The organism is Micromonospora kangleipakensis (assembly GCF_004217615.1).
GTDB classification, from domain to species: domain Bacteria; phylum Actinomycetota; class Actinomycetes; order Mycobacteriales; family Micromonosporaceae; genus Micromonospora; species Micromonospora kangleipakensis.
This window is the reverse complement of the sequence record NZ_SHLD01000001.1, coordinates 2,154,339-2,172,756: the sequence shown is the minus strand read 5'-3', so window position 1 is coordinate 2,172,756 and position 18,418 is coordinate 2,154,339. Positions and strand designations below refer to the sequence as shown.

Sequence of the window (18,418 nt, the reverse complement as noted above, 5' to 3'; positions counted from 1 at the left end):
GCCCGGGGTACCCGGACGCGGCGTTTTCAGGCCGGGCCGTCAGGCGGTCGGCGGCTCGTCCTGGCCGGCCGCCTCCGCCGCGTCGGCCTCCTCCTTGGTCCGGTGCACGGCCTGGTCGGCGTGCTCGGGCGGGCCGTAGACGGTGTAGAGGACCAGCGGGTTGGGGCCGGTGTTGACGAAGTTGTGCTTCGTGCCGGCCGGTACGACCACCAGGTCGCCGGAGACGACCTCCTTCTTCTCGCCGGCCACCCGGGCTTCGCCGGTGCCGCTGACGAAGGTCAGGATCTGGTCGATGCCCTCGTGGACCTCCTCGCCGATCTCCCCGCCCGGCGGGATCGTCATGATCACCAGCTGGGTGTGCTCCCCGGTCCAGAGCACCCGGCGGAAGTCCGGGCTCTTCTCGGCGACGGTCGCGATCGTGAAATGCTCCATGGCGCGCACATACCCGGTCGGGCCCGCGGTCACGCCGGGACTCACAGATGGTGGAATTCCCCACTGCTCCGTGGTTTGGATCCCCTCAGGACGGGCATCTGGAGCGCCAAGACCGGTGCACGGCCGGCCGGTCGAGCCAGGTCCCCGCTGTCGTACCGCCGTACGGCTGCGGTGGTGGGAGACGGCCAGAGCGCGGCGACGTTACGACTTCTGTCGAGCGGCGCCGTGCGCTCGTCTGTGCGGCCGCCCGCGCCCCGCCGCCCCGCTCTGGCGAGGACGGCCAGGTGGAAGGGGCGGTCCGCGTGGCCGGCGGCGCCGAACCGTACATGCCGGTGGCCAGCCGGGTCGACGAGGTGACGTGGCGGCGGCCGGTTCGTGGAGATCGAGGCCGAGGGGGAGCACCGCATCCGGTGTGGAGCTTCACGGTTGTCAAGGGCGGCGCCGGGCTCGAGGTCAAGGTCGACCGGGGCAACGGCACCGTGGTCGAGATCGAGCGGAAGTGGGCCGACGACCACGGCGGCGACCGCACCGACGAGCGGGACGACGACTGAGTGACCGATCACCTGCCGGGGTCGGGGGGCCACGTCCGCCCCGACCCCCCGGAGCGGGTCGGCGCGCGGTGCGGCGCAGCCCGGTCGCTGGCCGGACCGCTGGCCGGACCGCTGGCCGGACCGCTGGCCGGACCGCTGGCCGGAAAGCCTGTGATCGGCGCCGATGTCTCGCTACCCTGAAGTATGGTGCCCGCCCACGGGGGTCGGGCGGCGGAACCGGTCTACCGCCCCCTTCTGGCCGGTCGTCGGGGTGAGCTCGAGGCACTGGCCCATTTCGACGACGCCGCCGTTGCGCTGCTCGCTCCGGTTCTCGACGTCTGCGTGGTCGATCCGTGCACGGTGGACCTCGTCGGCCGGTTGCCGGCCGGGCTGCTGCCGGCCGTCGACGTCTCCGCGCTGCCGGACGCTCCGGAGAGCGAGCTGGTCCGCTGGGGCGTACCCCTGGTGCCGGTGGTCGGGCTGGCGGAGAGCGACCGGCGGCTGGTGGCGCACGGGGTGGCCGCGCGGGCGTACGCCCGGCGGGCCGTGGTCCGGCTGCGGACCGGGCAGGACCGGGCGGGCCCGGACGCGACGACGACCGCGGTCGAGCGGGTCTGGCGGCTCGCCCGGCTGGTCCCGGAGCAGTGCGACCTGCTCGTCGACGCGGGCGACGTCTGCTGCCCGGCGGACGTGCGGCTGGCCGAGCCCCGGGTCCGGCGGCTGTTGGACTGGGCCCGGCGGCACGCCTGGCGCTCGGTCACCGTGGCGGCCGGCGGGATGCCGCCGACCCTGGCCCGCCTCCCCACCGACGAACCGGTACGCCTCGACCGCTTCGACTGGCAGCTCTGGCAGCGCCTGGCCGACCTCGGCGTGGGGTACGGCGACTACGGCGTCGGCTCCGCGGTGCCGGGCGCGGACGGCCCCGGCGACCGGCTGCCGACGCTGCGCTACACGGCCGACGGGGCCTGGTGGGTCTACCGCTGGTCGCGGCGGGGCGGTCGGGGCGACGACCGCTTCGCCGACCTGTGCCGGACGCTGGTGGCGGCCCCGCACTGGCCGACGGCCGGGGCGGCGTTCTCCTGGGGCGACCACGAGATCCTGCGCCGCGCCCGGCGCGGGGCGGGCGCCGGGTCGGCGAGCAACTGGGCGGCGTGGACCACGTCGCACCATCTGGCGTACGTGCTGGGCACGCTGCTCCGGCCGGACCGCGGGCAGCGGCCCGGGCCCTGGGGCGCCGGCCAGGACGCCCCCGAGCGGGGACGGTCCGGCCGGCCGCACCGGGGCGGGGAGACCCGCCGCGCGGGCTGAGCCGAGCCGGTCACTCCCTCTCGGTGAAGCCGAACTGCACGATCCCCTCGTCGTCGACGGTCGCGTCGACGGAGGTGTCGTTGAGCAGCTCGGCGGCGTCGGCGTCGAGGAAGATCCGGGCACCCTCGTTGTCGACCACCTGGTCGCCCTGCGCCGGCTGCGGCACCAGCTCGATGGAGAGCGAGCCGGCGTCGGTGTCGGCGGCGATGCGCAGGCCGCCGTCCTCGCCGACGTCCTCCTGGACGGCGAGGTCGCGGATCACCATCATGGCGTTGTCGGTCATGGTCAGCATGGCGGAACTCCTCGTGGCTGTTCGGGATCGCGGTGGTTCGGCGCGACCGCGCGGGCCGGGCCCGGGCCCAGGAAGGCGAATCGGTCTTCGCCGTGCAAACCAGGGCAGCTTGAACGCCCCTCATGGCCTACGTTGCCCCCTGGTCGGGCATCCGTCAAATAGAGCGGGATCAGTCGACACCGTGCCGGCCGGTGCCGGGCGTGACCCGCCCCGAAACGGGTAATCGGGGCGGCGACCAGGGGTTTCCCGGCCCGGACCGACCCGGATGTCCATAAGCTCGACGGCATGGAGGACGCCCGCCGGCACACCGTCGGATCGGTCGGCCGCCGGGCCGCCGATCGTCCGGCCGCACCGCCGCACCCACCCTGATCGGAAATAACTTTCGGGGCAGAGGCTTCTCTGGAAGAAACCTCCATGGCAGCATCGACGCATGGATCGTCGTCTCTTCCCCCGGACGCTCGCGGTGCTGACGCTGGTCGCCACCGCGGCCACCGCCGGCGCCCCCACCGCCACAGCCGAGTCGCCCACCCCCGCGCAGACCCGGCTGAACGCCACCATCGACGCCGTCCTCGCCGACTCCCGCCTGGCCGGGGCGCAGGCCGGTGTGGTTGTCGTGGACACCACCACCGGCCAGACCCTCTACCAGCGCAACGGGGACCGCCGGCTGGTGCCGGCCTCCAACACCAAGCTGCTCACCTCGACCGCGGCGCTGGAACTGCTCGGCCCCGGCCACCGGTTCACCACCGACGTCGCCGGCAGCGGCGCGCGGCGCGCCGGGCTGCTCTCCGGCAACCTGTACCTGCGCGGCGGCGGCGACCCGACCATGCTGGCCGGGGACTACGACGAGCTGGCCGCCCAGGTCGCGGCCGAGGGCGTCCGGGTGGTCACCGGGAACCTGGTCGCCGACGACACCCGGTACGACCGCACCCGGCTGGGTCCCGACTGGACCTGGGACGACGAGTCCTACTACTACGCCGCCCAGGTCTCGGCGCTGACCGTGGCGCCGGACACCGACTACGACGCCGGCACGGTGATCGTGCAAGCCGCCCCGGCGGCCGGCGCGGGCGCGCCGCCGGTGGTGACGATGACCCCGCCCAACGGCTACCTCCGGATCGACAACCGGGCCGAGACGGTCGCCGACGGGGAGACGACGATCTCCTTCGAGCGCGACCACGGGAGCAACACCATCGTGGTGACCGGACAGATCGCGGTCGGCGAGGCGCCGGAGAGCGACTGGATGACCGTCTGGGAGCCGACCGGCTACGCCGCCGACATCTTCCGGGCCGCGCTGCTGCGGCACGGCGTCCGGGTGCTCGGCCGGACCGTGCTCGGGCAGGCCACCCCGGACGACGCGAAGCCGGTCGCGCGGCACGACTCGATGCCGCTGGCCGACCTGATGGTGCCGTTCCTCAAGCTCTCCAACAACGGCCACGCCGAGGTGCTGACCAAGGAGCTCGGCCGGGTCATCTCCGGCTCCGGGACCTGGTCGGCCGGGCTCGCCGCGATCGGCGAGTACGTCGGCGACAGCGGCGTGAACACCGGGACGCTGCGCCAGCGTGACGGCTCTGGCCTCTCCCGGCGCAACCTGATCCCGCCGGCGGAGTTCGTCGCGCTGCTCGCCGCGGTCCGTGCCGAGCCCTGGTTCGACACCTGGTACGCCGCCCTGCCGGTCGCCGGCAACGCCGAACGCTTCGTCGGCGGGACGCTGCGCAGCCGGATGCGCGGGACGGTCGCGGCGAACAACGTGCACGCCAAGACCGGCAGCCTGACCGGCGTGTCCAGCCTCTCCGGCTACGTCACCGACGCCGACGGCCACCTGCTGGCCTTCTCGATCGTGCTCAACAACTACCTGACCTCCTCGGTGAAGGGGCTGGAGGACCAGATCGCCATCGCGCTCGCCTCGTACACCGAGAAGGCGACCACGGCGCGGCTGGCGGTGCCGACGGAGCCGGACGCACCGCGGGTGCCGGAGGGCCTGGAGTGCTCCTGGGTGAAGCCGATCGCCTGCTGACCCGGCGCGGGCCCCGTCCCCCAAAGGGGCGGGGCCCGCGGCGACGGGTCAGGCGCCGGGCCGGTGTGGGGGCTCGGTCGGGTCGCCACGCTCGATCAGCGCGTCGATCTCGGCGGCTGGCAGCCCGCGCAGCGTGAGCACCCGCTGGCCCCACCGGTGCAGCCGGCACGGGTGCGGGCTGGCGTCGTTGCGGCAGACCGTCCCGCCGGACCAGCGCCGCGGCGCGTGCACCACCACCGCCCGCACCGCGAACTGGGCGTCCTCGCCGGTCACGTACGGCGGCAGCGGAATCTCCCGCAGCCACCCACCGGACGGGTCACCCGCCCCGCGGGACGGCGGGACGGACGCGGGCGGTGCTGCTCATCGGTGGAGCCTCCACACAGGATGGTCGGACCCGGACATCCGGACGCTACGACGCCACCGTCGCGGCGCGACGGACAGACTGTCCCCGGCTCAGCCGGCGGTCGCGGCGTCCGCGCGGAGCCGGGCGGCCGTCCGGCCGGCATCGTAGTCCGGCCCGACACCCTGCACGATGATCGCCGAGCCCTCGATGTGCCGCAGCCGCAGCGGCAGGATGTCCTGGTAGGCCAGGGAGGCGTACCAGGCGCGGGCCCGCTCGACGTCCGGGAACTCGATGATCACCACGGTGCCCGGCCACTCCCCCTCGATCACCTCGGGCTGGACGCCGTGCACCCGGAACCGACCCGCGTACGGGTCGAGGGTCGCCTGGATCCGCTCCAGGTACTCGATGACGTCGTCGTTGACCTGCGGGGTACGCAGGTGGGCGAGCGCGAACGCGGGCATGGCACCTCCCTGAGCAGGTGCGCCGGCTCTCCGGCGCGGGGTCCGGCACCGATTCTCCGGCCGACGCGCCCCCAGGTCGATTACCCGCGAGGTAAGGGCGGGGTCAGACCCGTTCGAGCACCACCACCGGGATCTCCCGGTCGGTCCTGGTCTGGTACCCGTCGTACGCCGGCCAGATCGCGCTCATGGTCCGCCACATCCGGGGCTTCTCCTCGGGCGTGGCGAGGCGTGCCCGGGCGGTGAACTTCTCCGCGCCGACCTGCACCTGCACCTCCGGCTCGGCGAGCAGGTTGAGATACCAGGCGGGGTGCTCGGGGGCGCCGCCCTGGGAGCCGACCACCAGGTAGGCGTCGCCGTCCCGGCCGTAGATCAGCGCGGTGCGCCGCAGCTTGCCGCTGCGCCGGCCCCGGGTGGTCAGCAGCAGGGTCCAGACGCCGGGACGCCACTCGTGGCCCTCCGCGCCGTCGGTCTCGACATACCGGCGGATGTGCTCGGCGACCCACCCCTCCGGGCTGTCCAGCACCTGCTCGCTCGCCGTCATGGATCCCCTCCCGGGTCGTCGGCCGGCCATCGCGCCCACGCTACTCCCGGCCGGCGGGCGGCACCGCGCGAACAGCGGTCAGCGCAGCCCGACCGCCTGCACGCTGACGTTGCCGCAGTCCCCGAAGGACTCCTCCACCGTCCAGTTCACCAGCAGCTTCGCCCCGCGGGGCGCCCGGAACCGGACCGTGAACTCGGCGGTGTGCTGGGTGTGCGGGTCCTCCATCCGCAACGTGCTGGTCGGCCCCCCGGTGGAGAGCCGCACGTCGAGGCGGCCCCGGGCCATCCAGAGGCCGGCGAAGAGCCGTACCGTGCGCGCCTCGCCGTCGGCGGTCACGGCGAGCGCGAAGCCGCTGCCCCGGCCGCAGGTGTAGAGCCCGGAAGTGGTGCCGCTGGCGGACCCGACCGGTGCGCCGTCCCGCCAGGTGTACTCCTCGGGGTTGTTGCTGTAGCTCTCCCGCTGGCCGCGCCCGCCCTCGTCGCGGATCGCCCCGGAGCCGTTCCGCTTGCGCACGGGTTGGTCCGCGCCGAGCAGTCCCCAGTGGACCCAGTCGACCGGGCCGGCCGCGCTGAGGTCGACGCGGGCCGGCACGTCCGCCTGGGTGACGGTGAGGACCGGCTCCACGGCCGGCCGGGACGGCGACGGGGACGGCGACGGCGGCCGCTGCCGGGGACGCAGCCCGGGCGAGGCGGCGTCGACCCCGGGCCGCTGGGGCGACGGTACGCCCGACCGCCCGGCCCCGGGCGCCGGTCCCGGCCCGACGGCCCTCTCCTCCTGGCCGGGCCCCGCGTGCTGCTCGGTGCCGAGGTACGCGACGACGGCGGCCAGGCAGGCGAACGCGGCCAGCCCCTCCACGATCCAGCGGCGGCGTCGCCGGGCCCGCGCGATCCGGCGCAGCGCCGACCGGGGCTGCCGGTACCCGTACGGGGATGACGCCCGGCCGCCGACCCGAGTGCGGTCTTCCTCCGCCACGGAACCTCCGCTCCCCACCCACGCACCGGCCGGCGGACGGGCGGGGCGTGGCGCTTCACGTTTCCATCGGGCGGGCGAATGCGCCATGTGGGACGGCGCTGCGTTTCCGGTTTGTTACCAAGCGGTAACCGGACGACTCCGGACGACGGCCGCCGCTCAACGGCGCTCCCGGCGGTGCAGCCCGCGCCCCGGATGCCAACTTTCGATCACCAGATGGTCGGGCGGGTCACCGACCCGGGTCAGCACCACCTCGGTCAGCTCGACCCGGAACCGGTGCGAACCGTCCTCGGCCGGCGGCTCCTCGTGCGCCACCCCGGCGATCTTCGCGTCGCCGGCCCAGGAGCCCGGATCGTCCTCCGGGGTGTCCTCGGTCGGGCAGTGCAGCGCCACCCGGGGGTCGCGCCGCAGGTCGAGCGCCTTCAGCGCGCCCGCCATGCTGCCCAGCCGGAGCTGCCCGTCGGCGGCGAAGTCGACTTCGGTGCCGCTGATCCGTGGCGAGCCGTCCCGCCGCAGGGTCGCCATCGTGCCGTGCTTGCGTACCTGGAACCGGGCGCGGACCCGCGCCGCGAATTCGGGTTCGGACTCCACCAGGTCGGACCACCATGCCATGGCCCCGAGCCTGGCAGGAAAACCTGACAGGAGGCGGCGTCTTTACCCGCGGCCGTCAGCGGATCTCGAAGCCGAGCGCCTGCGCCAGCACGATCGCCTGCTCGGCGTCGACGATCGCGCCGGCCCGCTCCACCACCGTCGGGTCCAGCGCGGTCAGGTCGCTGCCCCGCAGGTCCGCGCCGGACAGCCGGGAGCTGTGCAGCTGGGCGCCGGACAGGTCGACGCCGGTGACCGTCGCGCCGGTCAGGTTGGCGCCGGTCAGGTCCACCTCGCGCATCCGGACGTCGGTGATGCTCACCCCGCGCAGGTCCGCGCCCGGCAGCGCGACGAACGACCAGTCGCCGCCGCTGATCCGCAGCGGGCGCAGGTCGCACTGCTCGAAGCTGCTGCCGACCAGCTTGCAGCCGGTGAACTCGGCCTCGAAGAGGTTGCACCGCTTGAAGGTGCAGCGGGTGAAGGCCGAGTCGGTGTGCCGGGACGCGTTGAAGGCCACATTGCCGAAGACGCAGTCGGTGAAGACGGACCCCTGGCTGACCGCCTCGGTGAGGTCGACGTGGAAGAACGAGCAGCGGACGAAGTGCCGGTCGACCAGCTCCTCGGCGTACCAGTCCTCGTGACGGTAGGTGCCGTCCTCGGTGAGCTCAGCCATCGGGCCAGATTAGTGGCGGAGGCCGACACTTCCCGACCGGCGTACCGACGAGTAGGTTCGGCGGCGTGAGCGTGGCAGTGAGCACCGACCCGGACCGTATCGGCTTCGACCCCGCCCGGCTGGCGCGGATCGACGGGCACTTCGGGAGGTACGTCGACGACGGCCGGCTCGCCGGCTGGCAGATCGTCGTCACCCGCCGGGGCGAGATCGCCCACTCGTCGACCTACGGCCTGCGGGACCGGGAGGCCGGCGCCCCGGTCGAGGCCGACACCCTCTGGCGCATCTACTCGATGACCAAGCCGATCACCTCGGTCGCGGCGATGATGCTCTGGGAGGAGGGCCGGTTCGAGCTGAACGACCCGATCAGCCGCTGGCTGCCGGAGTTCGCCGACGTCCGGGTCTACGACAAGGGTTCGGTGCTCAAGCCGTACACGGTGCCGGCGGTCGAGCCGATCCGGGTCTGGCACCTGCTCACCCACACCGCCGGGCTGACGTACGGCTTCGCGCAGAGCACCGTGGTCGACGGCCTCTACCGGGCGGCGGGCTTCGACCTGGGCGTGCCGGCCGGCGCGGACCTGGCGACGGCCTCGGCGGGGCTGGCCCGGCTGCCGTTGCTCTTCCAGCCCGGCACGAGCTGGAACTACAGCGTCGCCACCGACGTGCTGGGCCGGCTGGTCGAGGTGGTCTCCGGGCAGCGGCTGGACGAGTTCTTCACCGAGCGGATCCTCCGGCCGCTCGGCATGACCGACACCCGCTGGTGGGTCGACGAGCCGGACGCCAAGCGGCTGGCCGCCCTCTACACCCCGCACCCGGCGACCGGGCAGGCGGTCCGCGCCGACGGCGTCGGCCGGTGGGCGCTGGCCGAGCCGAGCTGGCTCTCCGGCGGCGGCGGGCTGGTCTCCACGGCCGCCGACTACCACCGCTTCACCCAGTTCCTGCTCCGCGGCGGCGAGCTGGACGGGGTTCGCCTGCTCGCGCCGCGGACGCTGCGCTTCATGACCCGCAACCACCTGCCCGGCGACCGCGACCTGGCCTCGTTCGAGCCGGAGGGCTTCGCCGAGACGGTGCTCGACGGCATCGGCTTCGGCCTCGGCTTCGCCGTGGTGCTCGACCCGGTCCCGGCGCGGGTGCCGAGCAGCGTCGGCGAGTTCTACTGGGGCGGCCTGGCCAGCACCGCGTTCTGGGTGGACCCGGCGGAGGAGGTCACCGCGCTGCTCTTCACCCAGCTCATGCCGTCGAGCACGTACCCGCTGCGCTCGCAGCTGCGCCAGCTCGTCTACTCCGCGCTGATCGACTGACCGGCCGGGGCGCGTCGCCGGGTGGCGGCGCGCCCCGGCGTCGGTCAGGCCAGCCGCTGCGCGCGGGTCACCGTCACCGTCGCGGTGCCGCGATGGGACGACGACTCATGTGGTTCCCCCGCAGTGGAGCGGATCTTGCGGTTGGACGGTAGTCGATAGCCGCCACGTCCACCGGCCCGCTCCGCGCCGACCGGGGGCGCGTCCGGGATCGGCGGAACGGCACCGGCCGGGCGGTCCGCTCCATAGCCTGGGAGGCGAGGCAGGTCGGGGCGGGAGGTGGTCAGGCCATGAGCAACATCGTCGTGTTCGGCGCCGGTGGCACCGCGGGGTCGCGGATCACCGCCGAGGCGGTGGAGCGGGGTCACCGGGTCACCGCGGCGGTACGCCGCCCGGAGGCGACCAGCTACCTGCCGGCCGGGGTACGTACGGTCACCGGCGACGCCACGTCGGTGCGGAGCGTACGGAACCTGGCCGAGGACGCCGACGTGTTCGTGGTGGCGATCGGCGGCGGTGACCGGACGCTGTGGCGGGACGCCGCGCAGACCCTGGTGAACACCCTGCGCGAGCTGCCCGACCCGCCGCGGGTGATCCACGTCGGCGGCGGCGCGACGCTGCTGACCCCGAAGGACACCCCGTACCTGAACGAGCCGGACTTCCCGGCCGAGTACCGGGATTCGGCCCAGGGTCAGGCCGACGCGCTGGCCGTCTACCGCTCCGCGGCCGACGGGGTGACCTGGACGTACGTCTCCCCGCCGCCGCTGGAGTTCCACCCCGGCGAGCGGACCGGCCACTACCGCACCGGCACCGACCACCCGGTGACCGACGCCCAGGGCCGCTCGGTGCTGACCTACGAGGACCTGGCGGTGGCGATCGTGGACGAGATCGAGAGCCCGCGGTTCCCGAACGCCCGCTTCACCGCCGCATACTAGGCGGCGAGCCGGGCGGGGAAGCCGCCGGTGGCGATCGGTCCCCAGCTGTCGATGCTGACCCGGATCAGCGACTTGCCCTGCTTGACCATGGCCGCCCGGTACTCGTCCCAGTCCGGGTGCTCGCCGGAGATGCTGCGGAAGTACTCCACCAGCGGTTCCAGGGCCTCGGGCAGGTCGAGCACCTCGGCGGTGCCGTCGACCTGCACCCAGGGCCCGTTCCAGTCGTCGGAGAGCACGCAGGCGGAGACCCGGGGGTCGCGCCGGATGTTGGTCACCTTCGCCCGCTCCGGGTAGGTGGAGATCACCAGCCGGCCCGCGCCGTCCACCCCGCAGGAGACCGGGGAGGACTGCGGCCGGCCGTCGGCTCGGGTGGTCATCAGCACGACCTTGTGCCGGGGGCGGAGGAACTCGAGGAGGGCGTCCCGGTCGACCCGGGTGTTGCTCGCGATGCTGCGTGCCATGCCACGGTTCTACCAGGCCGCCGGCCCGCGGGCCGGGTGTGCCCCGGCCGGGTGGCGCGGCGTCACTGGGGGCGGCCGGCTTCGCGGCGCGGGGAGGGCTGGGCCGGCACCCGGGGGCGGAGGGTCGGCCGCCAGGCCCGGCCGTTGGCGTAGATCACCCGGAACCCGAGGTACGACGCCAGCGGCGCCCAGTGCGCCGAGCCCATCCGCAGCTCGGCGGCGTTGTGCCGCTGACCGTTGGCGAGCACGTCGAGCAGCACGGTCTCGAAAGCGGCCGACTCGACCCAGTCGACCTCGCGGGTGAAACCGCAGATCAGGGCCGCTCCGGTGACGTCGAGGAACTCGCGCAGCACGGCGTCCGAGGCGCGTAGCACCGAGCAGCTGCCGAAGTAGAGCCGCCGCCCCTCGCACCGGCCGGCCATCCGTTCGGCGACGTCGGCCAGCTCGACGGAGTCCCAGTCGGTGAGGCAGAGCCGGCTCGGTTCGCCGTGCATCGCGAAGAAGCCGACCCGGTAGTCGGCGTACTGCTTGAGCAGCCAGCGGTCGAGGAAGTAGAAGAGCTCGTCGCGGGTGGCGGCGTCCTTGTGGATGAACCGGATCCGGCCGAGCCGTTCGAGCAGTTCGAGCGTGGGCAGGACGGACCCGCGTTCGTTGAGGTCCCGGTGCCACTGGCCCTCGATGCAGAAGACGCCACCGCGCGCCACGCCCACCTCCCCGTTCGCGGAGCCCGGCGCAGACGTTACCGGCCCCGGGTCACGAGCGGGCATCACCCTCGGTGTCCCCGAACGGCCGTTTCCGTTCACAGCCAACCCTCAGGAACAACCAGTTATGAGGACAATTCTGGTTAATGGCCGACAATCTTCCTAGAAGCTGTCACCGTGTAAGGGACCGGACGTCCCCGTCGATGCCCTGGTCACCCACCCATTCGCCTTCTACCGGAGGACTTCTGTGCGCGCTAACACCTTGAAGCGGGCGCTGGTCGCGCTCGCCCTGGCGTTGCCCGGGGCCGCGATCGCCACGTTGGTCGCCGCGCCGGCGGCCCACGCCGACGGCTGCTACACCTGGCAGCGCACCCTGTACCAGGGGCGATCCGGTAGCGACGTCCGCCAGCTGCAGATCCGGGTGGCGGGCTGGGCCGCTTACCGGAGCATTGTCCACGTCGACGGGGTCTACGGACCGGAGACCACCGCGGCGGTGAAGCGCTTCCAGGCCGCGTACGGGCTGCGCGCCGACGGGATCGCCGGCCCGCAGACGTTCAACAAGCTCTACCAGTTGCAGGACAACGACTGCTCGCCCGCGCACTTCAGCTACAGCGAGCTGGACGGCGGCTGCGGCCAGGGCGGGTTCAGCGGGGGCCCGCTGTCGGCCGCCAGCACCCGGGCCAACGTGACGCGCACCATGTGGAAGCTGGAGGCCTTGCGCCGAAAACTCGGCGACGAGCCGCTCCGGGTCACCAGCGGCTTCCGCAGCACGGCCTGCAACCGCCAGGTCGGGGGCGCGTCCAAGAGCCAGCACCTCTACGGCACCGCCGCCGACGTCGTCCCCAGCACCGCCACGCTCTGCCAGGTTGCCAGGGAAGCCCGGAGCCACGGCTTCAGCGGCATCCTCGGCCCCGGCTACCCCGGCCACAGCAACCACGTGCACGTGGACTCCCGCCGGGAGAACAACAGCGACGGTCTGACGAACACCACCGCCTGGTCCGCGCCGAACTGCGGGGTCAGCTGAGGCAGCTGGACCGGACATCGACGGCGGCCCGGCGCAGGGGTGGGGAACCCTGCGACCGGGCCGCCGTCGTGCCACCCCGGGTCGCGGGCTGTCGGGCGTGCCCCCGAATCAGCTCGCCTGGGGCCAGCGCGGCGTGGTGGCGGGGGGCGCCACCGGCCGACCGGTACCGCCGGGCCGGATGGCGGGCCGCACCCCAGGTGCGACGATCCGGCCGGCCTGGCCGCGCGGGGACTGGGTGACCGGGGCCGGCGGACGTGCGGACGCCGGCCCGGTCAGCACGAACGGGAAGGGCACGTGCACGAACGGGTTGCCGTGCCGCACCAGCGCGTCGATCTGCCGCTCGTTGAGCCCGTGGGTCGCCAGCACCCGCCGGCCCCAGCGGTGCAGCCGGCACGGGTACGCCGCCCCGTCGTTGCGACACTTCGGTCCGGCGGGCCACTCCTCGGCGGCGTGCACCACCACCGCCCGGACCGCGAGCCGGACATCCTCGGGGGTCAGCGGCGCCGGCACCGGCACCTCGCCCAGGATCTGATCGATGGGATCCGTCGACTGCTCACCAACTCGCACGGCAGGCCTCCCGCAGCTCGGCAGCGGTGCGGCTGACCCGCCGCACCACATCCTCGCCCAGTGGTACGGCCCCGGGCCGGCAGGAGTTCAATCCCCAGGTCCGTGACCATGGGAGCCCGGTAGCGTTTCCGGCAGGACAGCGAGGCCGGGAGCGTGCGATGACCGAGCGGCAGCCGTACCGGGTGGTGGCCCGCCATCCGGGCTTCGAGCTGCGCCGCTACCTGCCGCACCTGGCGGCCGAGGTGCGCGTCGAGGGCGACTTCGCCACGGCCGGCAGCGAGGCGTTCCGACTGCTGGCCCGGTACATCGGCGGGGCCAACCGGTCCCGGCGGCCGATCGGGATGACCGCGCCGGTGGGGCAGGAGCCGGCCGGGGCGGAGAAGATCGAGGTGACCGCCCCGATGGTGCAGGAGGAGGGCGACCGGCCCGGCAGCTGGCTGGTGCGGTTCGCCATGCCGGCGACCTTCACCGCGGCGACGCTGCCCGAGCCGGAGGATCCCCGGATCACCACCCGGGAGATCCCCGCACAGCTCGTCGCCGCGACGCGGTTCTCCGGCCGGTGGACCACCCGGGCGTTCGAGGAGCGGGCCACCGCGCTGGGCCGGGCCGTCGCCGCCGCCGGGTTCCAGCCGGCCGGCGCGGTCCGGTACGCCCGCTTCGACCCGCCGTGGAAGCCGTCGTTCCTGCGCCGTAACGAGGTCGCGCTTCCCGTCGGCGAATAGGTCGGCGGCCGGCGCGGTCGCCGCGTCACCCCTAGACTCCCGGTGTCCCGCCCCCCGCCCAGATGGGAAGTCCCGTGCGTCGCTGGCCCGCCGCCCTGGCCCTGGTCCTGCTGCTCGCCGGCTGCGGCGGAGGCACCGAACGGACGGCGCAGCCGCCGGCCTGGCAGACCCCCTCGCCGACCGCCCCGGCCCCGCTGACCGCGCAGGAGGCCAAGGGCCGCTACCTGGCCATCGTGGCGCCGTACAACACGGCGCTGGAGGAGCTGCAGGAGGCGCTGAAGGCGGGCCGGCCGTGGCGTACGGTCCGCGCCCTGGCCCGGACGGTGGCCGCCACCAACGCCGCCCACGCGGAGCAGCTGCGGACGACCGTCTGGCCGGCGAAGGCGCAGGCCCCGGTGGCGGCGCTGCTCAAGGAGAACGACCTGGCGCTGCGGCACTGGAAGCTGGCCGGCGAAGCGACGAGCGCCGAAGCGCTGATGCGGGAGATCCGCGCGGCCGCCGCGCACGACGGCGGCGAGGAGGCGACCAAGGTACGCGCCACCCTCGGCCTGCCGGTCTACCAGAAGCCCTGAGCTCGGCCTTTGCGGCTGCGCGGTGCTCACGGCGAGCGAGGCCGAGGGGGCGTACGGATCGCATTCCGGCGTGGTAGCCCCTGGCGCCCGACCCCGACGCGGCGGTGGGCCCGTGCCGCCGCGCGGCACGGGCCCAGCCGGTGGTGGTGCGTCTTAGTTCTTGTTGCCCGTGTTGCTGACCCGGAAGGTGTAGTCCGCGTCCAGGAAGGTGAGGTCGCCGGTCGGCAGGTTGGAGACCAGGACCGCGAAGTCGTCCTGGTTGCCGCTGGCGCACTTCGTCTGGAGGCCGCTACGGGTGAACTGGTCCCCGGTGAACCGGTAGACCCAGTTGCCCACGCCGTCGGTGGTCTCCCCCGCCGAGGTCGTGCCCGGCGTGAGGTCGCAGTGGCTGACCACCTGGACGGTCCAGTGGTTGTCCTGGGTGCCGGTGGTGGTGAACCAGTCGCCGGCCGGCGAGGAGAGGGTCGCCTCGGCGCCGTTGACCCGGACGTCGTCGATGAACCAGCCGGTGTCCAGGTAGGCGGCGTCGGTGGAGTACCGGAACCGCACGTCGCTGGCGCCGGCCGGCAGGTCGGCGGTGAGGTGCACGTAGACCGGGTCGTCCACGAAGTACTCGCCGCCGGAGGTGCCGGTCAGGCCGTTGCCCTCGGTGTTGTTGCCGTGCGGGTCGTCGTTGGTGGTGACGACCTGTTCGGCGTCGTTCTTCAGCGGGACGGTGACCCAGTCGCCGCCGACCAGGGCCTCGACGAAGCCGTAGTCCCAGCCCTCCTCGATGAAGTTCCAGCTCCAGAAGTCCAGCGAGGTGACCGGGCCGGAGGCGGCTACGTCGAGGATGTTGTCGGACTGGCTCTCGTAGCCGGCGTACCAGTGGGTGGTGCCGGTGTGCGGGGCGACGACCGTCTCGTCGTCGCCGTCGAAGGCGACCGCGACGGTCGGGCCGGGGTTGCGGAACCGCTCGACCGACATGCCGAACGGCACGGCGGTGGTGTCCGGGCGGTTCTTCAGCCGCGCCCACTTGGCCTCCGGTGTCGCGCCGGTGTAGCTGCCCCGGCCCGCCCAGAAGACGTCGTCGGCGATGTCGATGGTCCACGACGTGTCGGCCGGGTTCCCGAAGTCGAAGGCCTTGATGTCGTAGATCGGCGACTGCTCGTCGTCGAGGTAGACCGCCACGGACCAGTCGCGGAACAGGTCCGCCGCGCTGCGCAGGTGCGCGCCGGTCGCGGCGTTGAAGTCGTCGATGGCGTTCTGCACGCCGGTCATGCCGTCGGCCTGCTCCTCGAAGATGGTCTTGATGAGCAGGTCACCGGCCTTGCCGTCGTACTGCTTGTCCGGGGTGTAGGTGCCGTCGCCGTTGCCGCCGGCCTGTTCCCACAGGTACTGGAAGTAGGTGAACGACGCGCCGTAGTTGGCCAGCGTGCCACCCCAGCGGGTCAGCGAGGTCTCCTCGTAGAAGACCTGGTGGTTGCTCAGGTGCGAGCCGCCGGCGTCCAGGCCGTTGAGGAAGATGGCGAAGTCGGCCAGCCCCTCGTCCACCCAGGAGAGCTCGCCCGGGTCGCTGTAGTTGTGCAGCAGGTGCTGCAGCTCGTGGGCGACCGTGCCCTCGTACAGCTCGGGGCGGTCGTTGGCCGGGTTGGCGTCGCGCCACGGCGAGTCGTTCGGCCCGACCCGGTTGGCCCAGTCGAGGGCGTCGACCACGATCACGTTCATGCCGACGCTGTCGATGAAGTCCGGCGCGAAGTAGCCGGCGGTGTAGGACCCGACGGCGCAGTCGTAGTAGGCGTCGTCCTGGATGTTGTAGAGCACCATCACCAGCGAGTCGCTGGCCGGCTCGTCGGGATCCGCGGCCTGCATGGGGCCGAAGTGCTCCTCGTCGACCGCGACGATCTGGTCGGCGAGCTTGTCGCCGACGTAGTTGATCTCCGCCTGGGTGAGGGTGAACTGGGCCGCCGTGGCGGTGGCGCAGGGGGTGAACTCGTCGGCCGGGTTGTGGTCGAACTGCGGGTCGAGGCTGGCCACGCCGGTCGGCGCGGTGCCGTCGAGCGGGGTCCCCTTCGGTACGTAGATGTAGACCGGGGTGCCGTCGGGGGTGGTGTTGGCGTACACCCGGGTGAAGTCCTGGTCGTACGTGCCGCCCGCGGCGCTGTCGTTGATCGGCAGCGTGATGGTCGGTTCGCCGGGAAGGTTCTCGTGATCGTCGGCCTGGGCCGGGGCCGAGACCGTGAAGGCGAGCGCGGTCGCGCTCGCCGTCAGGGCCGCGATCCGACTCCATCGTGTCATTCGCAACGCGGATGCCTCCTGCCGGTGGGGCGGTGGACAGCTCCGGCCACCGCCATCGGTGTAACGCTTCCGGACCCCGAGCGCTGCGACGGCATCGCAGCCGACCTGGGGATATGGTCCCAGCAGACCACTTGCGACGGTGAATCCGAAGCCTTGTCAGGTTACAGAAATGTCACGAACGTGAGACAGGCTCGTCCGCTCGGGTGAGCGGTCCGAGGTGGGCGGCCTGAGGTCGACCGCCGCCGCCCGTTACCGTTCCCGGTCGGGGAGGTGCCGGTGTACGTCGTATCGGTGATCAATTACAAGGGCGGGGTGGGCAAGACCACCATGACCGCCAACCTCGGGGCCGAGCTGGCCAACCGGGGGATGAAGGTGCTGCTGATCGACCTCGATCCGCAGGCCAGCCTCACGTTCAGCTTCTACGACCCGGACGACTGGCGGGACCGGCTGCGGGACGACCGCACGGTGAAACGCTGGTACGACGGGCTGCGCGGGGACACCCCGAAGGTCACCCTCGGCGAGCTGGTGGTCTCCCCCGGCCCGGCGAACGCGCACCTCAAGGGCGCCGGCCGGCTCGACCTTATCGCGTCCCACCTCCAGCTCGTCGACATCGACCTGGCGCTGGCCCGGGGCGTCGCCGACGGCGACGAGTACGACGCCGAGCTGTTCCGGGTGCGGGGCTCGCTCGCCGAAGGGCTGCACGACGCGGCGCTGGACCCGTACGACCTGGTGCTGATCGACTGCCCGCCGAACTTCAACGTGGTCACCCAGTCGGCGATCATCGCCAGCGACCACCTGCTCATCCCGGCGAAGGCCGACTACCTCTCCACGCTCGGCATCGACTACCTGCACGGCAACGTGCGGGAGCTGGTCGACCGGTACAACGCGGACTCCCGCCGGTTCGCCACCATCCGCCGGCACCACAAGGTGGCGCCGGGGATCGCCGGCGTCGTGTTCACGATGATCCAGCTGATGGCGCAGCGGCCGATCGCCGCCCACCAGGGCTACATGGACCAGGTGCGGGCACTCGGCGTGCCGGTCTTCCCGACCGCGCTACGGGAGAACGTCACGCTCTTCGCCACGAACACCCCGCGCGGGGTGCCGGTGGTGCTGCGGGACCGGGTCACCGCCCCGCCGGTCCGCGACGAGCTGCGGCAGATCACCACCGAGTTCCTCGCCCACCTTCAGCCCGCCCGAGCGACCGCATGACCGACCCGACGCGCGCCGCGCTGGCCCGGGTCGCCGAGTTCCTGACCGGCCTCTCGACGGCGGACCTGACCGAGCTGGCCGCCGGGCGGGCCCGCCTCGCGCTGCTCCCGACCGACGAGCCTCCGCGGGCGACGGCCGCCACGCCGACGGATGCGCACTCGGCGGACACGTCGACTGCGGGACCGGCCTCCCCGGCCGCCCCCGGTACCGCATCGTTGCCGGTCTCTGCGTCCGCCATGGACACCGAGCGTGCGCACGCCGCGCTCGCGGCCATGTCACGGCGCGAGGACGGTACGACGTACCTGTCGTCGTGGACGGCGCGGGACCTGCGGGCGCTGGCCGCGCGAGCGGGGCTGCGCGGGGTGACCGGACTGCGGAAGGTGGAGCTGGTCGAGCGGATCGTCGACCGCACCATCGGCTTCCGGCTCGACTCCACCGCCATCCGCCAGCGCTGAGGCGTGACGCCGCTGGGTCAGGTCTTCGCCGAGCCGTGGCCCTCGGCACGCTGCT

22 protein-coding genes are annotated in these 18,418 nt (G+C 73.2%); 10 read left to right on the top strand and 12 right to left on the bottom strand.

Annotated elements, in window-relative coordinates; translation table 11 throughout:
* Positions 1-39 precede the first annotated feature (39 nt).
* Positions 40-432 (bottom strand): cupin domain-containing protein, encoded by a 393-nt coding sequence (locus EV384_RS10580; protein ID WP_130332459.1) that lies wholly within the window; start codon positions 430-432, stop codon positions 40-42.
* Positions 433-842: 410 nt separating this feature from the next.
* Between EV384_RS10580 and EV384_RS34760 the strand changes: the two genes are divergently transcribed.
* Together EV384_RS34760 and EV384_RS10575 are read left to right on the top strand one after the other, a co-directional pair.
* Positions 843-983 (top strand): hypothetical protein, encoded by a 141-nt coding sequence (locus tag EV384_RS34760; protein ID WP_165439912.1) that lies wholly within the window; start codon positions 843-845, stop codon positions 981-983.
* A 183-nt stretch (positions 984-1,166) separates the two neighbouring features.
* The gene (locus tag EV384_RS10575; RefSeq protein WP_130332457.1) at positions 1,167-2,270 is read left to right on the top strand and encodes a beta family protein; all 1,104 of its coding nucleotides are present in this window, start codon (positions 1,167-1,169) and stop codon (positions 2,268-2,270) included.
* Positions 2,271-2,280: 10 nt separating this feature from the next.
* Here EV384_RS10575 and EV384_RS10570 read toward each other — a convergent pair whose 3' ends face one another.
* Entirely contained in the window at positions 2,281-2,562 is a 282-nt protein-coding gene (locus EV384_RS10570; protein ID WP_130332455.1) for an iron-sulfur cluster biosynthesis family protein, read from the bottom strand.
* A 430-nt stretch (positions 2,563-2,992) separates the two neighbouring features.
* Here EV384_RS10570 and dacB point away from each other — a divergent pair, with 430 nt between their 5' ends.
* Complete coding sequence (dacB, locus tag EV384_RS10565; RefSeq protein ID WP_130332453.1) at positions 2,993-4,573, top strand: D-alanyl-D-alanine carboxypeptidase/D-alanyl-D-alanine endopeptidase; 1,581 nt, start codon at positions 2,993-2,995, stop codon at positions 4,571-4,573.
* Positions 4,574-4,621: 48 nt separating this feature from the next.
* On the opposite strand, the gene EV384_RS10560 is transcribed toward dacB, so the two are convergent.
* The 6 genes from EV384_RS10560 to EV384_RS10535 all read right to left on the bottom strand — a co-directional run bounded on the left by EV384_RS10560 (position 4,622) and on the right by EV384_RS10535 (position 8,148).
* Positions 4,622-4,846, bottom strand: coding sequence for a hypothetical protein (locus EV384_RS10560; RefSeq protein ID WP_242624008.1), 225 nt, complete (start codon positions 4,844-4,846; stop codon positions 4,622-4,624).
* Positions 4,847-5,026: 180 nt separating this feature from the next.
* Entirely contained in the window at positions 5,027-5,377 is a 351-nt protein-coding gene (locus tag EV384_RS10555; protein WP_130332449.1) for a DUF1330 domain-containing protein, read from the bottom strand.
* A 103-nt stretch (positions 5,378-5,480) separates the two neighbouring features.
* Positions 5,481-5,918 (bottom strand): nitroreductase family deazaflavin-dependent oxidoreductase, encoded by a 438-nt coding sequence (locus tag EV384_RS10550; protein ID WP_130332447.1) that lies wholly within the window; start codon positions 5,916-5,918, stop codon positions 5,481-5,483.
* A 78-nt stretch (positions 5,919-5,996) separates the two neighbouring features.
* A complete protein-coding gene (locus tag EV384_RS10545) occupies positions 5,997-6,890 on the bottom strand; it encodes a hypothetical protein (RefSeq protein ID WP_242624007.1) in 894 nt (297 codons plus the stop codon).
* Between the two features lie 156 nt (positions 6,891-7,046).
* Positions 7,047-7,499: a pyridoxamine 5'-phosphate oxidase family protein gene (locus EV384_RS10540; RefSeq protein WP_130332445.1), complete on the bottom strand. Its 453-nt coding sequence runs from the start codon at positions 7,497-7,499 to the stop codon at positions 7,047-7,049.
* A gap of 55 nt (positions 7,500-7,554) precedes the next feature.
* The gene (locus EV384_RS10535) at positions 7,555-8,148 is read right to left on the bottom strand and encodes a pentapeptide repeat-containing protein (RefSeq protein ID WP_130332443.1); all 594 of its coding nucleotides are present in this window, start codon (positions 8,146-8,148) and stop codon (positions 7,555-7,557) included.
* Positions 8,149-8,213: 65 nt separating this feature from the next.
* On the opposite strand from EV384_RS10535, the gene EV384_RS10530 reads away from it, so the two are divergent.
* Together EV384_RS10530 and EV384_RS10525 are read left to right on the top strand one after the other, a co-directional pair.
* Complete coding sequence (locus EV384_RS10530; protein WP_130332441.1) at positions 8,214-9,446, top strand: serine hydrolase domain-containing protein; 1,233 nt, start codon at positions 8,214-8,216, stop codon at positions 9,444-9,446.
* Positions 9,447-9,733: 287 nt separating this feature from the next.
* Complete coding sequence (locus EV384_RS10525) at positions 9,734-10,375, top strand: NAD(P)-dependent oxidoreductase (protein WP_130332439.1); 642 nt, start codon at positions 9,734-9,736, stop codon at positions 10,373-10,375.
* On the opposite strand, the gene EV384_RS10520 is transcribed toward EV384_RS10525, so the two are convergent.
* Together EV384_RS10520 and EV384_RS10515 are read right to left on the bottom strand one after the other, a co-directional pair.
* A complete protein-coding gene (locus EV384_RS10520; protein WP_130332437.1) occupies positions 10,372-10,836 on the bottom strand; it encodes a PPOX class F420-dependent oxidoreductase in 465 nt (154 codons plus the stop codon). The genes EV384_RS10525 and EV384_RS10520 overlap by 4 nt on opposite strands.
* A gap of 62 nt (positions 10,837-10,898) precedes the next feature.
* Positions 10,899-11,540, bottom strand: coding sequence for a DUF6642 family protein (locus EV384_RS10515; RefSeq protein ID WP_130332435.1), 642 nt, complete (start codon positions 11,538-11,540; stop codon positions 10,899-10,901).
* A gap of 244 nt (positions 11,541-11,784) precedes the next feature.
* Between EV384_RS10515 and EV384_RS10510 the strand changes: the two genes are divergently transcribed.
* The gene (locus EV384_RS10510) at positions 11,785-12,561 is read left to right on the top strand and encodes a M15 family metallopeptidase (RefSeq protein ID WP_130332433.1); all 777 of its coding nucleotides are present in this window, start codon (positions 11,785-11,787) and stop codon (positions 12,559-12,561) included.
* A gap of 108 nt (positions 12,562-12,669) precedes the next feature.
* Here the strand turns inward: EV384_RS10510 and EV384_RS10505 are convergent, their stop codons facing one another.
* Entirely contained in the window at positions 12,670-13,128 is a 459-nt protein-coding gene (locus EV384_RS10505; RefSeq protein WP_130332431.1) for a hypothetical protein, read from the bottom strand.
* A 158-nt stretch (positions 13,129-13,286) separates the two neighbouring features.
* On the opposite strand from EV384_RS10505, the gene EV384_RS10500 reads away from it, so the two are divergent.
* Both EV384_RS10500 and EV384_RS10495 read left to right on the top strand, forming a co-directional pair.
* Positions 13,287-13,850: an SOUL family heme-binding protein gene (locus EV384_RS10500; RefSeq protein WP_130332429.1), complete on the top strand. Its 564-nt coding sequence runs from the start codon at positions 13,287-13,289 to the stop codon at positions 13,848-13,850.
* A 74-nt stretch (positions 13,851-13,924) separates the two neighbouring features.
* Positions 13,925-14,422: a hypothetical protein gene (locus EV384_RS10495; protein WP_130332427.1), complete on the top strand. Its 498-nt coding sequence runs from the start codon at positions 13,925-13,927 to the stop codon at positions 14,420-14,422.
* A 153-nt stretch (positions 14,423-14,575) separates the two neighbouring features.
* On the opposite strand, the gene EV384_RS10490 is transcribed toward EV384_RS10495, so the two are convergent.
* Complete coding sequence (locus tag EV384_RS10490; protein ID WP_130332425.1) at positions 14,576-16,699, bottom strand: M6 family metallopeptidase; 2,124 nt, start codon at positions 16,697-16,699, stop codon at positions 14,576-14,578.
* 276 nt (positions 16,700-16,975) lie between these two features.
* On the opposite strand from EV384_RS10490, the gene EV384_RS10485 reads away from it, so the two are divergent.
* Both EV384_RS10485 and EV384_RS10480 read left to right on the top strand, forming a co-directional pair.
* A complete protein-coding gene (locus EV384_RS10485; protein ID WP_130332423.1) occupies positions 16,976-17,908 on the top strand; it encodes a ParA family protein in 933 nt (310 codons plus the stop codon).
* The gene (locus tag EV384_RS10480) at positions 17,905-18,363 is read left to right on the top strand and encodes a hypothetical protein (RefSeq protein WP_130332421.1); all 459 of its coding nucleotides are present in this window, start codon (positions 17,905-17,907) and stop codon (positions 18,361-18,363) included. The genes EV384_RS10485 and EV384_RS10480 overlap by 4 nt, the downstream gene beginning before the upstream one ends.
* The last annotated feature ends 55 nt before the right edge of the window (positions 18,364-18,418 follow it).

Bases quoted from the DNA above. Each gene is read 5' to 3' on its own strand.
- EV384_RS10480 (WP_130332421.1), top strand. From the start codon at position 17,905: ATGACCGACCCGACGCGCGCCGCGCTGGCCCGGGTCGCCGAGTTCCTG.
- EV384_RS10490 (WP_130332425.1), bottom strand. From the start codon at position 16,699: ATGACACGATGGAGTCGGATCGCGGCCCTGACGGCGAGCGCGACCGCG.
- EV384_RS10575 (WP_130332457.1), top strand. From the start codon at position 1,167: ATGGTGCCCGCCCACGGGGGTCGGGCGGCGGAACCGGTCTACCGCCCC.
- EV384_RS10555 (WP_130332449.1), bottom strand. From the start codon at position 5,377: ATGCCCGCGTTCGCGCTCGCCCACCTGCGTACCCCGCAGGTCAACGAC.
- EV384_RS10525 (WP_130332439.1), top strand. From the start codon at position 9,734: ATGAGCAACATCGTCGTGTTCGGCGCCGGTGGCACCGCGGGGTCGCGG.
- EV384_RS10540 (WP_130332445.1), bottom strand. From the start codon at position 7,499: ATGGCATGGTGGTCCGACCTGGTGGAGTCCGAACCCGAATTCGCGGCG.
- EV384_RS10500 (WP_130332429.1), top strand. From the start codon at position 13,287: ATGACCGAGCGGCAGCCGTACCGGGTGGTGGCCCGCCATCCGGGCTTC.
- EV384_RS10520 (WP_130332437.1), bottom strand. From the start codon at position 10,836: ATGGCACGCAGCATCGCGAGCAACACCCGGGTCGACCGGGACGCCCTC.
- dacB (WP_130332453.1), top strand. From the start codon at position 2,993: ATGGATCGTCGTCTCTTCCCCCGGACGCTCGCGGTGCTGACGCTGGTC.
- EV384_RS10580 (WP_130332459.1), bottom strand. From the start codon at position 432: ATGGAGCATTTCACGATCGCGACCGTCGCCGAGAAGAGCCCGGACTTC.
- EV384_RS10535 (WP_130332443.1), bottom strand. From the start codon at position 8,148: ATGGCTGAGCTCACCGAGGACGGCACCTACCGTCACGAGGACTGGTAC.
- EV384_RS10550 (WP_130332447.1), bottom strand. From the start codon at position 5,918: ATGACGGCGAGCGAGCAGGTGCTGGACAGCCCGGAGGGGTGGGTCGCC.
- EV384_RS10570 (WP_130332455.1), bottom strand. From the start codon at position 2,562: ATGCTGACCATGACCGACAACGCCATGATGGTGATCCGCGACCTCGCC.